Origin of the sequence: Ruficoccus amylovorans, assembly GCF_014230085.1 — a bacterium.
Taxonomy (GTDB): domain Bacteria; phylum Verrucomicrobiota; class Verrucomicrobiia; order Opitutales; family Cerasicoccaceae; genus Ruficoccus; species Ruficoccus amylovorans.
Genome location: NZ_JACHVB010000013.1, coordinates 167,514 through 180,444 on the forward strand (window position 1 = coordinate 167,514; position 12,931 = coordinate 180,444).

Genomic DNA, 12,931 nt, shown 5'->3' on the forward strand with positions numbered 1-12,931 from the left:
GCATTGACGAAGGAGGCCTTTGCCTGTCTATTGGCACCTCTAATCATTCACCAACAACTGTTAACCTCACCAACGCAAGATGGCTTACGAATTACCGAAACTGGATTACGCCTACGACGCGCTCGAACCTCACATCGACGCCCAGACGATGGAAATCCACTACAGCAAGCACCACAACGCCTACGTCACCAACCTGAACAAGGCCCTCGAAGGTGCTGGGATTGAAGGTCCGGAATGCCCGGCTGAACTGTGCGCGAAGCTGGCCGACATCCCCGAAAACATCCGCACCGCCGTGCGCAACAACGGCGGCGGGCACGCCAACCACTCTTTCTTCTGGAAAATCATCAGCCCCAATGGCGGCGGCGCGCCCACCGGCGACCTCGCCAAGGCGATCGACGAAGCCTTCGGCTCCTTTGACAAGTTCAAGGAAGCCTTCGCCAACGCCGCAGCCACACGCTTCGGTTCCGGCTGGGCCTGGCTCGTGGTGGACGCGGACAAAAAGCTCAAGATCGGCTCCACTGCCAACCAGGACAACCCCTGGATGAAGTGCGAATGCAACACGTGCCAAGGCCAGCCCGTGATCGGCCTCGACGTGTGGGAGCACGCCTACTACCTCAAGTACCAGAACAAGCGCCCGGACTACATCTCGGCCTTCTGGAACGTGGTCAACTGGGACAAGGCTGCCGAATATTACGCTGGCGCCATCGCCTAGGCGTTATCAAAACCGCTTCCATCAGCGAAGACGTTTTTATAAACAGGAAGCCGCCCGATATCGGGCGGCTTCTTTTTTTTGCAGGAATGACTAAATGGTTAAATGGCTGATTGTTAATTAGTGCGCTTTCGCCTTGGCCGCAGGCAGTTTGACGGGGGCGTTTTTGCCATCGGAGACATAGCAGGCGTCGAGCACGCGCTGGACTTCAGCCCCCCGCGCGAAAGTCGGTTCTTCCTGCTTGCCGGTGCGGATGCCCCTAATAAAGCGGGCGTAGTTGTTCGGGGTCCGCGGGGCCTTGTGTTCGCGCCACTTGGCCTTGTCGAGGTTACTGCCCAAACTGGTGCGGTAAACATTCGTCCCCCAGTCTCCGTCGATCACGACGGAGCCGAGCGTCCCGGCGATTTTCAGATAAAGGCGGTTGGCATGCCCACCCATCCAGCGGGTCGTGTGGATGGTGCCGAGCGCGCCGTTGGCGAACTCGACCGTCATGACCGCACTGTCGTTGGCGTCGAGCAGGTATTCGCCGATGCGGTTGCCCGGCGCTTTGTCAAAGGTCTTCAGCTTGCAGTACACGCTCTTGAGCGGTCCGGCCGGAAAAGTCGCAAAGTCCAAAATGTGCACGCCGACATCGCCCAGCACACCCTTGCTCCCGTGCTGGCTGGAGAGACGCCACAGCCACTTCGGGTCCGTGCGCCAGTCACCCCAGACCTTACTCGCCAGCCAGGACTGGAGGTAGCTCGCCTCGACGTGGCGGATCTCGCCCAGCTTGCCGGAGTGGACAAGCTTCGCCACCGCCTGCAGGCTCGGCATGTCGCGGTAGGAGAAGTTCACCATGTTGATGACTCCAGCCTTGGCGGCGGCCTTGACCATGCGCTGGGCATCGGGGTAGTTGACCGCGAGCGGTTTTTCGCACAGCACGTGCTTGCCCGCCTTCAGGCACTGGATCGCGACCTCGGCGTGAAAGGCATCCGGCGTCACGATGGCAACCGCGTCCACGGTCCCGGCGGCCAGCAGTTCGTCCACCGAACCGTAAATCTCTGGGATACCGTGCGTCTGCGCAAAGGTCTCGGCCCGCTCACGCGAGACATCAACGGCCGCGACCAGCGTGCAGCCTTTGACCTCCTTGAACTTGATCGCGTGTTGCCGGGCCATGCCGCCCGTGCCGATGATGGCCAGCCGAACCGGCCCAGAACGTCTGGATGTTTTTTTCATGGGATGCAGGAAGACAGGTTAAGCGCCCGGCGCGAAGCCGGTCCCTGGATCGACAAAAAACTAAAGCTGGAATGGATGAGACAAAACCGGCCCGGCTTATTTAAAGCCTTCGGTTGGACGCGAGGCAGCTTCGGCATCTTCGGGCAGGGGCTCCAGCGGGGGTGAGTTCGGGCAGACATCGGCGATGCGCACCCCGGTATGGGCCCAGCGGACGGCGTTGGTGATGACGGTCTGCACTTCGGACTGGTGATAGGTCGGATAGGTTTCGTGACCGGGGCGGAAGTAGAAAACCCGACCATTGCCGCGGTACCAGGTTGCGCCGCTGCGGAAGACTTCGCCACCCGTGAACCACGAGACGAAAAGCAACTCGTCCGGCGTGGGAATGCCAAAGGGTTCGCCGTACATTTCCTCCTGCGGAATTTCAAAGTAGTCGCCGATCCCCTGCGTGATCGGATGCGAGGGCATCAGGTTCCAGAGGCGTTCCTTATCGGTGGATTCGCGCCACTTCAGCGAGCAGGTCGTGCCCATCAAGGCCTTGAAGATTTTGGCGTAGTGCCCGGAGTGGAGCACGATCAGCCCCATCCCTTCCAGCACGCGGGTCTTCACCCGCGCCACCACCTCGTCGGCGACTTCACCGTGGGCCATGTGCCCCCACCACACCAGCACGTCGGTCTCGTCAAGCACGTTGCCGCCCAGGCCGTGCTCCGGCTGGTCAAGCGTGGCCGTGCGCAGTGTGAAATCCGTCTGCTTGCCGAGAAATCCGGCAATGGTGTTGTGCATGCCATCGGGGTAAATCTCCGCGACTTTCGGATTCTTCTTTTCGTGGCGGTACTCGCCCCAGACGGTGACTCGGATCGGTGAACTCATAACGGTAACGGTGCTTAGGGTTAATTTCTCGCGAGGAGAACAAGGGGGGTGTTTATGGTGATCAGCTTGCCGCCACTCTTTGCTTTTGACAAGCGGACAGAGTACGATTGATTTGAGATTTATAGTACAAAACCGGCATCACTCCCTTCCCCATGCCGTCCGCACAAAACTTCGATCAGGACATCCGGCGCATTCTTGCCCGTTTGCGCTCAGGTAAGCTGCGCGTCCACATCCCGCAACGCCGGAACCTCCACCGCAAACGCCCGAATTCGCATTTCCACGCCACGCCGGAGTTTTTCATCCAGACGGGCGGGGCGACGGACTTCGACTGCGCCGGGGAGACTTTCCGGCTCGGTACCGGGGATGTCTGCGTCATGCCCAGGGGCGTCCCGCACGCCGAGATACCCCGCGACCTGAAAACCCCATACGGGATCATCGTGTGCATGAACCCCCGCGACGAGCTTTACCTCATGCGGGCACGCTCGGATGTGCCGGGCCGCATCCTCGGCTACAGCCCGCTTCACCTCGGCAGCGGACGCGGGCATCACATTTTTCACTACCTCGACGAGCTGGATAACCTCGACGCCCTCCCTGCTCCACACCGCAAGCCCTACACCCGCGCCCTGTTGGAAGCGTTTCTCATCGCCACCAGCGCGGAACTGAGCAAACCCGCCACCCCGGCAGCGCGTCCCGGCTCACCGCTGGTCGCGCAGGCCGAAGCCTTTGTTCGCACGCACGTGAGCGATCCCCAATTGAACGTGGCCGGAATCGCCCTCACCCTCAACTGCACCGCCGACCACCTCTCGCGCCTATTCCACCGCCACCGGGGGCTCACCCTGAGCACCTGGATCGCGCAGGAACGCGTTGCCCAGGCGCGCGACCTGCTGGAAACGAGCACTTACAATATCTCCGAAATCGGCTGGGCTTGCGGCTTCAACGAGCCCTCCTATTTCATCCGGATCTTCCGGCGACACGTCGGCATGACGCCCCGCCAGTACCGACTGACGCGCAGCAGCCAGTAGGGTCATTTTTCGACCCGGTCAAAAAGAATGGAAAATTAACAGGAAGGCCGGAAAAAGCGAAAAGCCGGTATCCGGTGTTGAACCTCAACCTTTCCAGTCACTGAGAATGAGCACCTTGCCCTTGCGGCCTCCGGCGTTGGCGCGGGCGACGGCGTCGAGCGCCTTGTCAAACGGGTAGCGGCTGTCGATAGGGAGCTTGAGCGCGCCCTCGGCCATGAGGTCGTAGATCTCGGCCTGCATCGCCTCGAACTCGGCCTGGTCGTGGGTGCGGACCCAACGGTCCATCCAGAAGCCGCACAGGCACACGTCGTTGAAAATCAGGTTGCGCGTGGGGAAGCGGACCTTGTCCCCGACCATGCCGCCGAAGGTCACGACCTTACCCTGATCGGCCAGGCAACGGATGATCCGGATCACGCTCTCGCCACCGATGGAGTTCAGGCCCAGGCGCGGCTTGGCCCCGCCGGTCAGTTCCTTGATGTTTTTTTCAAAACCCGAGTCCTCGGCCACGACGACATCCGCGCCCATCTCCTTGAGAATCGGCTCCCAGGTGGCCACGTCGCGCACGATGTTGATCGTCTTCAGGCCACAGTGGCGGGCGAGCTGGATGAGCGAGATGCCCACAGCGGAATTGGCGGCATTCTGGATGATCCATTCACCCGGCTTGAAGTCGATAAAGTCACGCAAAATGCGCAGCGCCGTCGGCGGGTTGATAAAGGCCTGTGCGGCCATTTCCACCGGAACATTGTTGGGGATACGAATCAGGCTCTCCGCCGGAACGACCACCGCCTGCATCCACGCGCCGGGAGCCTCGGGCATCTTGACCTGCTGGCCCGGCTCAAGCCCGCTCACGCCCGCGCCAACCGCGAGCACCTCGCCCACGCCTTCGCGGCCCGCCACGGCGGGCAGGTCCGGCAGCCGTCCGTAGGTGCCGCCGATCATCCCCATGTCGGAGGGGTGGATGACGGCCGCCCGCAGCGCGACCAGCGCTTCGCCGGGGCCGGGCTGGCCGACGGGCATCGGCTCGAGCGTCAGGACCTCTTCGGGCTTTCCTCGTTCATGGTAGCGGACAGCTTGCGGTTCGGTATTCACGCAATGATTTAAGCACAGGCGAAAAATCCCTGCCACAAAATTCCCCACTGCGTTTCCGATTTATAAGCTCCACACGAGAAGTGGATAACTCCGCCGCCGGCAGCCGCCCGGTCGTGAAACGTTATAAGAGATAAACCACAGAGGACACAGAGAGCACAGAGTGGGATTTTAACCGCAAAGGCACAAAGGACGCAAAGATGAATGATAATTCTTAAACAACCGAATCCAACAACCAACCCATCAAACATTCTCTTCTCTTCCCTCCGTGCCTCCGTGTGAGCTTCTTTTTCTTAACCACGGATGATACAGATACCCTCCCTCGTCCGCAGTTTTAAAAACAATAAACGCCACAACGCTGGCTCCCCGCGCAGCCTTGCCGCGTTTTGCGTTTGGCATCGGCGGGGAAACCGACACCTTTCTCAACCAACACCTATGAAGCATCCCTTTCTCGCCGACACTTTTATCATCCCCTGGCACCTGCTGACGCCCGCGCGCATCCAGCCTGACATCGAGCTGGCCCTTGAGCGCGCCCAGCAAAAGCTCGACGCTATCGCGGACACGCCGCTGGACGCTGTCACCTTTGACAATACCCTGCTCGCGCTGGAGGAAGCCACCGAGGAGCTGACCCGCGGTTGGGGCAGCGTCGGCCACCTCGACAGCGTGTCCAATAGCCCCGCCCTGCGCGAAGCCTACAACGCCATGCTGCCGAAGGTTTCGGAGTTCACCACCCGCATCAGCCTCAACGACAAGCTCTGGCAAGTCCTTAAAGCCTTTGCCGAAACCGCCGAGGCCAAGGCACTGACCGGCACCCGCAAGCGCCTGCTCGAAGAGACACTGGAAGATTTTAAGGGCAGCGGGGCGGACCTGCTCCCCGAGAAGAAAAAACTCCTCGAAGGCATCAACGCCGAGCTTTCACGCCTGACCCAGAAGTACGGCGAAAACGTCCTCGACTCGACCAACGCCTGGGAACTGCTCATCGAGGACGAGTCGCGCCTGGCCGGGCTCCCCCAGTCGGCCAAAGACGCCGCCCGCGAGTCCGCCAAAGCCAAAGGGCACGGCACCGACGAAAAGCCGGTCTGGCGCTTCACCCAGCACATGCCCTCGCTCCTGCCGGTCATGAAGTACGCCGACGACGAGGCGTTGCGCAAGCAGGTCTGGGAAGGCTCCACCGGCATCGGCCAGCAAGCCCCCCACGACAACACCGACCTGGTCTGGAAAATCCTCGAAAAGCGTCAGGAAAAGGCCGAGCTTTTAGGCAAGGCCAACTTCGCCGACCTCGTGCTGGAGCGCCGCATGGCCAAAACCGGAGCCGCCGCCCTCGCCTTTACCGACGACCTGCACGAGCGCATCAAGGACGCCTTCGCCGCCGAAGTGGCCGAGCTGGAAACCTTTAAGGCCGAGCAGACCGGCACGCCCCGCGACCACCTCCAGCCCTGGGAGGTCGCCTACTGGTCGGAAAAACTCCGCAAGCATCGCTACGCGCTCGACGAGGAGGAACTGCGTCCGTACTTCCCCATCCACCGCGTGGTCGAGGGCATGTACACGCTGGTCGAGCGCATCTTTGGCGTGAAAATCGTCCAGCGCCCCACCCGCTTTGTTGACGAGGCGGGCGCGGAGCAGCGCTTTGACGAGGGCACGCCCTCGCCCGACCACGTTGTGGCCGAAGTCTGGCACCCGGACGTGAAGTTCTACGACCTGCTCGACGCCGACGGCACGCACCTGGGCTCCTTTTACGCCGACTGGTACCCGCGCGAATCCAAACGCGGCGGCGCGTGGATGAACTACCTGCGCACCGGCGGCCCGCGCCCCGACGGCTCCACCGCCCCGCACATCGGCCTGATGTGCGGCAACCTCAACCCGCCCGTCGGCGGCAAGCCCGCCCTCATGAACCACCGCGACGTGGAGACGATCTTCCACGAGTTCGGGCACCTGCTGCACCACCTGCTGGGCAAGGTCGAGATCAAGTCGCTCAACGGCGTCAACGTCGCCTGGGACTTCGTCGAACTGCCCTCGCAGATCATGGAAAACTGGTGCTGGGAAAAGGAGGCGCTCGACCTCTTCGCCAAGCACGTGGACACCGGCGAGCCCCTGCCCGCCGCCCTGCTGGACAAGATGCTCGCCGCCCGTAACTTCGAGCAGGCCACCATGACGATGCGCCAGCTCTCCTTTGGCAAGATGGACCTCGACCTGCACACCGGCATCAAGGACCACGCAGGCCGCGACCTCGACGCGTGGGTGGACGAATCGCTGGAGGGCTACCGCGCCCCCCTCAAGACCAAGGCTCCCGGTATCGTGCGGCGCTTCACCCACCTGTTTTCCGACCCCACCGGCTACGCCGCCGGTTACTACTCTTACAAGTGGGCCGAAGTCCTCGACGCCGACGCCTTCACCCGCTTCAAGGCCGAGGGTGTCCTCAACCCGGCCACCGGAAAAGATTTCCGCGAAAAGATCCTGCAAAAGGGCAACTCCGAGCCGCCCGAAAAGCTCTTCCGTGACTTCATGGGCCGCGACCCGGATCTCAACTCCCTCCTCATCCGCGCCGGACTCCGGCTGGAGCAGCATTAAGGGGCTGCGCCCCTACGGAGCCAAAAAGGCTCCTACCCCGGCACGGGCAAGACGTTTCCTCCTTTGGGGAGGGGAATTTTTGCCCGCGCACGCGCTGCGCCTGTGCCACGTTGACACAGGCGAACGGAGGCTGCGCCACCGGTTTCGGGGAACCTTTTTATAGGGGCAATGTTCTATGCCGCTTGAGGGGCGGGATTTGCGCACCGGCACAACCGGTCGCTTTCCCTTGAAAACCGCCCGGAACTGAATTTGCTAAAGGAAAATCATGAATACCATACTCTCACTGTCATTTTTGCCCGGACTGGGCTTCATCATCCCGGCTGGTGGAGGCTGGGGCCTGTGGCTCGTTCTCATCGTCCCGACCATTATCCTGGGCTTCTGGGCCCAGCACCGCGTGATGAGCACGTACAAGAAGTACAGCCAGGTGCCCTCCCGCGGCCGCATCACCGGAGCCGAAGCCGCCTCCGCCGTCATACGCAAGGCCGGTATTAACGACGTGGAAATCGTCGAAATCGGCGGCCAGCTCAGCGACCACTATGACCCGATCCACAAGCGCCTCGCCCTGAGCAGCGCCAACTACCGGGGCACCAGCCTGGCCGCACTCGGCGTGGCCGCGCACGAGGCCGGGCACGCCATCCAGCACAAGGTCGGCTACAAGGCCCTCCAGTTGCGCATGAGCCTGATCCCAATCACGACGATGGCCTCGCAAATTCTTCCCATCGTGCTGATCGCGAGCTTCTTCCTGCCCATGCTGGGCATGATGGGGATCAAGATCGCTGTCGTGTGCTACCTGATCTTGACGATCTTTCAGCTTATCACGCTGCCGGTCGAGTTCGACGCCAGTGCCCGCGCCCGCAAGGAGTTGGTCGGCATCGGTATCATCGGCCAGGATGAGGCCGTGGGCGTCGTCCGCACACTCAACGCCGCCGGCTGGACCTACGTGGCTGCCTTCATCAGTTCGCTGGCCAGCCTGCTCTACCTGTTTCTCATCTCGCGGGATCGCTAGCCGCAACCCGCCGCCAAGGCCGGATCTGGACCGGCCATCGCATACCTCTTACCCAGGCCGGGCTTCCAATCGGAGCCCGGCTTTTTCGTGCCGGTTGGCCGCGCTTCGCGGGTCGTTCAGAGCGATTCGCTTGAGCTTACCACCAGACGCAGGAAGCGCTGTTCCCCGGCGGCTGGTGTGCAGGTGACGCTCCAGCTGGTCACACCGCCCTCGGTTGTCACCTGCTCGGGTATCAGCGACGAGGTGGCAAAAGACACGCCCACGAGGTCGGTGGTCTCCTCCAGCGTATAAGTCAGACCCGCAGCGGTGTCGCTCTGCTGCCAATCCATGACGAGCGAGGCGTCCGTCTGGCTCACGCGAGGGCCCAGTTCGGCATCCCAGAAGTTCGGGTTGGTCCCGTAGGCGAATTCTTCCAGATTAGTCATCCCGTCGGCGTCCGGGTCGGCATCGGAGGCGGCGTCCTCACCGGAGAGGGAATTGTCCGTCAGCCAACCGCTGTAAGTGGACAGGTCGGGCAGCGCAGCCTCAATCTCGGCAGCATAGCTGGCGATGCGAACGAAGTAGTTGGTGTCTGCATCTGAGGGTAATGTTACCGGCCCGACCTTTTGAGCGGTGTCAAAGGTGCTGCTGCCACTGGTCTCAACTGTCGCAGTCAGCCCCGAAAGCACCCACACGCCGTTGATGAACTGGAACAATGCCGAGCCCGAGTCTAACTCCGCCATCGCGGCCTCATCATCACCCGCATCAGCGTCAAGCACAGTGGTCAGCGCGATATAGCTCCAGGTAACGGTTTCTGAGCTGTTCGTATATGAGAGCGCTAATGCCCCTGTCACGCGGTTTGTCCCCCAACGCTTAGCCACAGTGGAGTTACCTCCCCATGTCCAACTGACAGGGTCTCCCGCATCCGTCTGCGCTGTTGATCTACCCCGGCCATAACCAACCAGAACGGTGCTGGTCGAACTCGAAATATCGGCACTTGTACTCGTATTCAAGGGCAAGTCATCCAACCCCGGATCATCGACCAGCTTGATGATAACCAGATCGACAGACCCGATCTGGATTTTGGCAAAAGCTTTATCCACGGTATGAAAAGCTTCCCCATCAAAGGTGACATTGCTACGCGCCTGGACGTGATCGACAGTTAGCACATACTTCCCCCGCAGGTGGACCACCGAGCCAGAGGCATTTGCCGTAGGCGACGTGTTGCAATATGAACCCACCTGCTCAAAGGGCGCGCCATTGGCGGGGGCGGTCTGGTTGGCACTGTTGTCACCGGAATAGAGGATCAGCGCCGGAAGCGGCAATGCGGAACCGGCCAGGATCGCCCCAAAGGTGGCTGCTTTTGAAAAAACGTTCAACGGGATATCAATCAATAGCATACGAATAAAAACAGGCACCGCAAGCCGTCTGTTTTTTTACCAGATACTCCGTGAAACAGGGAAATTCCCGGAAAGTTTCAAAGTTCCTCCGTCAGGCAAATGCGCTCCTGGCTCACGCACATACCCGTCTCGCGGTCGATCTCGACCAGCAGCCCGCACAGGCGCACATCACCCTCGGCTACCGGCCAGCGCCGAGGCATCCCGTCGAGGAATTTTAAGACAATGGGCTCGACCTCGCGCCCGAGCACGGAGCGGTACGGACCGCTCATCCCGGCGTCGGTCTGGTAGGCGGTGCCGCGCGGCAGGATGGTGTTGTCGGCGGTCGGGATGTGCGTATGCGTGCCGATGACGGCGGAGGCCCGCCCGTCGAAGTACCACCCGAAGGCGACCTTTTCCGAAGTCGTCTCGGCGTGGATCTCCATCAGTACGGCATCGGCGGAGGAGCCAATGTCCCCAAGCATACGGTCACCGACACGGAACGGGCAGTCCGCCGAGACCTTCATGAAATTGTTCCCCAACAGCGTGCAGACCGCCAACCGGAAACCATCCTTCTCCAGAATCAGGTGCGTGCGGCCGGGGCACTGCGGCGGGAGGTTGGCCGGGCGGCAGACTTTCTCCAAGCCGTTGATCTCGTCGGCAAAGCCCCGCTGATCCCAGACATGGTCGCCCAGGGTGATGCCGTCCACCCCCACCGCGAGCAACTCATTGACAATGGCCGTGGTGATCCCCGCCCCGGCGGCAGCGTTTTCGGCGTTGGCCACCACCAGGTCGATTCCCCGCTCTTCACGGAACGCTGGCAGACACTTCATGACAAAGGAGCGGCCGGGTTTGCCCACGATGTCCCCGATAAACAGTACTTTCGGCATAGCCTTACGAGCAAGCGCCCCTTCCCCCGGTGGGGCAAGTTTTTATTGAGGGGCGGTACCCCTACGCCGCCAGACAGGCGGCTACCCAAAGCAACGGAAGAAGAAGCGGACTCGGCGCGACTCCCTCCGTCGGTCCCGACACGGCTCCCGACCCAAATGGGAGGGGTGAACTTCGGCCTTGCGTCTGAGGGGAGATGGACTAGTGTTTCGCGCCTTATTTTCCGTGCTCGCGCTCAATTCGGGCGCACGGCATTTCCAACCACCAACACCGACCGACCATGAAGACCGAACCCCTTGTCAACTTCCCGCCACAGGACGAGAAAGGCCCCGCCATGAAGGGCGCCGATGTCGTCGTAGAGTGCCTGGAACGCGAGGGGGTAGATGTGATCTTCGCCTATCCGGGCGGCTCCTCCATCGAGCTGCACCAGGCCCTGACCCGTGCCAAAAAGCTGCGCACGATCCTCCCCCGCCATGAGCAGGGCGGCGGCTTCATGGCCCACGGCTATGCCCGTGCCACCGGCAAGCCCGGCGTCTGCATGGCCACCTCCGGCCCCGGCGCGACCAACCTCGTGACCTGCATCGCCGACGCCTTCATGGACTCGATTCCACTGGTCGCGATCACCGGTCAGGTCTTTCAGGAATTCATCGGCAAGACCGCTTTCCAGGAGACGGACTTCTTCGGCATGACGCTGCCCGTGGTCAAGCACAGCTTCCTCGTGCTCACGGCCGAGGAGCTGCCCATCATCATCAAAAAGGCCTTCATCATCGCCACGACCGGCCGTCCCGGCCCGGTCGTGATCGACATCCCCAAGGATGTCCAGCAGAAGGTCTTCGAGCCCGTTTTCCCCTCCACCGTCGATATCCCCGGCTACCCACCACTGCCCGAGGCCAGCGACGAGGACCTGCGCAAGGTGCTCGACCTGATCACCCAGTCCAAACAGCCCGCGCTCTACACCGGCGGTGGTGTCATCTCCGCCCACGCCTCGGACGAGTTGCGCGAGTTCGCCAAGCTGACGGGTATCCCTGTCGCCTCCACCCTGATGGGCCTGGGCGCGCTCCCGCCGGACGACCCGCAGAGCCTGTACTGGTTCGGGATGCATGGGACCGTTGCCGGTAACTGGGCCGTGTGCGACTCCGACCTGCTCATCTGCGTTGGCGCACGCTTCGACGACCGCATCACCGGCACCGTCTCGAAGTTCGCCCCGGACGCGACCATTGTCCACTTCGACATTGACCGCTCCGAGCACAACAAGAACAAGCCCACCCATTTCCCGATCCACACCGACCTCAAGTACGCGCTCAAGCGTATGATCGAGCTGATCAAGGCGGGCGGCTTTACCAAGCCCGACCTGAGCGCGTGGTACGAGACCATCAACGGCTGGAAAAAACAGCACCCCTACCCGTTCTCCTACAAGGAGAGCGACAAGTACATCCTCGCCCAGGACGCCGTTAAGGTGCTCTATGAGGAGACTCACGGCGACGCCATCATCTCCACCGGCGTGGGCCAGCACCAGATGTGGGCCCCGCAGTACTACCATTTCAAGGAGCCGCGCCACTTCATCAGCTCGCTCGGGCTGGGCACAATGGGCTTCGGCCTGCCCGCGGCCCTCGGGGCCAAGATCGCCTTCCCGGAAAAGACCGTCGTCAACATCGAGGGTGACGGCTCGTTCCAGATGAACATCCAGGAATTGGCCACCGCCAAGATCGAGAAGATCGACGCCAAGGTCATGCTCCTGAACAACCAGCACCTGGGCATGGTCGTGCAGTGGGAAGACCGCTTCTACGACGGCGTGCGCGGCCACACCATCCTCTGCGACCCGAACAACATCGGCAGCCCCGACAACCTCGACGCCGTTTACCCGGACTTCGCCATGATCGCGCAGGGCTACGGCATCGCCGGGCGGCGCGTTTACAAGAAGGAAGATCTGCGCCCGGCGATCAAGGAGATGCTCGAACACGACGGCCCCTACGTCCTCGACGTTCTCATCCCCTACACCGAGCACGTCCTGCCCTTCATCCCGCAAAAGAAGTCCGCCAAGGACATCCTGACCGAGTAAACGGTAGCCCGTCCTGCTTGGCTTATTTTAACAGGAAGAACGGGAAGTGAGGGAAGGCTACGCCTCCGAATCAGAGCGCTTTCGCTTTAACTCACCGTTCTTGCGAAGAAACGAAGTTTCGTCTCAAAAGTTTTTTGGGGAGAGCGCGAGAGGGTG

The 12,931-nt window shown here is 61.6% G+C and carries 10 protein-coding genes; 5 read left to right on the plus strand and 5 right to left on the minus strand.

Going from position 1 to position 12,931, the window contains the following annotated elements; genetic code table 11:
* Positions 1-79: 79 nt before the first annotated feature.
* Positions 80-712: a superoxide dismutase gene (locus H5P28_RS03965; protein ID WP_185674414.1), complete on the plus strand. Its 633-nt coding sequence runs from the start codon at positions 80-82 to the stop codon at positions 710-712.
* Between the two features lie 117 nt (positions 713-829).
* Here the strand turns inward: H5P28_RS03965 and H5P28_RS03970 are convergent, their stop codons facing one another.
* Both H5P28_RS03970 and H5P28_RS03975 read right to left on the minus strand, forming a co-directional pair.
* The gene (locus H5P28_RS03970; RefSeq protein ID WP_185674415.1) at positions 830-1,924 is read right to left on the minus strand and encodes a Gfo/Idh/MocA family protein; all 1,095 of its coding nucleotides are present in this window, start codon (positions 1,922-1,924) and stop codon (positions 830-832) included.
* A gap of 96 nt (positions 1,925-2,020) precedes the next feature.
* The gene (locus H5P28_RS03975; RefSeq protein ID WP_185674416.1) at positions 2,021-2,791 is read right to left on the minus strand and encodes a ThuA domain-containing protein; all 771 of its coding nucleotides are present in this window, start codon (positions 2,789-2,791) and stop codon (positions 2,021-2,023) included.
* Positions 2,792-2,943: 152 nt separating this feature from the next.
* Here H5P28_RS03975 and H5P28_RS03980 point away from each other — a divergent pair, with 152 nt between their 5' ends.
* The gene (locus tag H5P28_RS03980) at positions 2,944-3,813 is read left to right on the plus strand and encodes a helix-turn-helix transcriptional regulator (RefSeq protein WP_185674417.1); all 870 of its coding nucleotides are present in this window, start codon (positions 2,944-2,946) and stop codon (positions 3,811-3,813) included.
* Positions 3,814-3,897: 84 nt separating this feature from the next.
* Here H5P28_RS03980 and H5P28_RS03985 read toward each other — a convergent pair whose 3' ends face one another.
* On the minus strand, positions 3,898-4,902 hold the full coding sequence (locus tag H5P28_RS03985) for a zinc-binding dehydrogenase (protein ID WP_185674418.1): 1,005 nt from the start codon (positions 4,900-4,902) through the stop codon (positions 3,898-3,900).
* A 432-nt stretch (positions 4,903-5,334) separates the two neighbouring features.
* On the opposite strand from H5P28_RS03985, the gene H5P28_RS03990 reads away from it, so the two are divergent.
* Entirely contained in the window at positions 5,335-7,467 is a 2,133-nt protein-coding gene (locus tag H5P28_RS03990; RefSeq protein WP_185674419.1) for a M3 family metallopeptidase, read from the plus strand.
* A gap of 265 nt (positions 7,468-7,732) precedes the next feature.
* Positions 7,733-8,473 carry a zinc metallopeptidase gene (locus H5P28_RS03995; protein WP_185674420.1) on the plus strand — a complete coding sequence of 247 codons (741 nt, stop codon included), beginning with the start codon at positions 7,733-7,735 and terminating at the stop codon, positions 8,471-8,473.
* Between the two features lie 116 nt (positions 8,474-8,589).
* Here the strand turns inward: H5P28_RS03995 and H5P28_RS04000 are convergent, their stop codons facing one another.
* Both H5P28_RS04000 and H5P28_RS04005 read right to left on the minus strand, forming a co-directional pair.
* On the minus strand, positions 8,590-9,852 hold the full coding sequence (locus H5P28_RS04000; protein ID WP_185674421.1) for a hypothetical protein: 1,263 nt from the start codon (positions 9,850-9,852) through the stop codon (positions 8,590-8,592).
* 77 nt (positions 9,853-9,929) lie between these two features.
* A complete protein-coding gene (locus tag H5P28_RS04005; RefSeq protein WP_185674422.1) occupies positions 9,930-10,718 on the minus strand; it encodes a TIGR00282 family metallophosphoesterase in 789 nt (262 codons plus the stop codon).
* Positions 10,719-10,996: 278 nt separating this feature from the next.
* On the opposite strand from H5P28_RS04005, the gene ilvB reads away from it, so the two are divergent.
* Positions 10,997-12,775 carry a biosynthetic-type acetolactate synthase large subunit gene (gene ilvB, locus H5P28_RS04010; RefSeq protein ID WP_185674423.1) on the plus strand — a complete coding sequence of 593 codons (1,779 nt, stop codon included), beginning with the start codon at positions 10,997-10,999 and terminating at the stop codon, positions 12,773-12,775.
* The last annotated feature ends 156 nt before the right edge of the window (positions 12,776-12,931 follow it).

Bases quoted from the DNA above. Each gene is read 5' to 3' on its own strand.
- H5P28_RS03965 (WP_185674414.1), top strand. From the start codon at position 80: ATGGCTTACGAATTACCGAAACTGGATTACGCCTACGACGCGCTCGAA.
- H5P28_RS03970 (WP_185674415.1), bottom strand. From the start codon at position 1,924: ATGAAAAAAACATCCAGACGTTCTGGGCCGGTTCGGCTGGCCATCATC.
- H5P28_RS03975 (WP_185674416.1), bottom strand. From the start codon at position 2,791: ATGAGTTCACCGATCCGAGTCACCGTCTGGGGCGAGTACCGCCACGAA.
- H5P28_RS03980 (WP_185674417.1), top strand. From the start codon at position 2,944: ATGCCGTCCGCACAAAACTTCGATCAGGACATCCGGCGCATTCTTGCC.
- H5P28_RS03990 (WP_185674419.1), top strand. From the start codon at position 5,335: ATGAAGCATCCCTTTCTCGCCGACACTTTTATCATCCCCTGGCACCTG.
- H5P28_RS03995 (WP_185674420.1), top strand. From the start codon at position 7,733: ATGAATACCATACTCTCACTGTCATTTTTGCCCGGACTGGGCTTCATC.
- H5P28_RS04000 (WP_185674421.1), bottom strand. From the start codon at position 9,852: ATGCTATTGATTGATATCCCGTTGAACGTTTTTTCAAAAGCAGCCACC.
- H5P28_RS04005 (WP_185674422.1), bottom strand. From the start codon at position 10,718: ATGCCGAAAGTACTGTTTATCGGGGACATCGTGGGCAAACCCGGCCGC.
- ilvB (WP_185674423.1), top strand. From the start codon at position 10,997: ATGAAGACCGAACCCCTTGTCAACTTCCCGCCACAGGACGAGAAAGGC.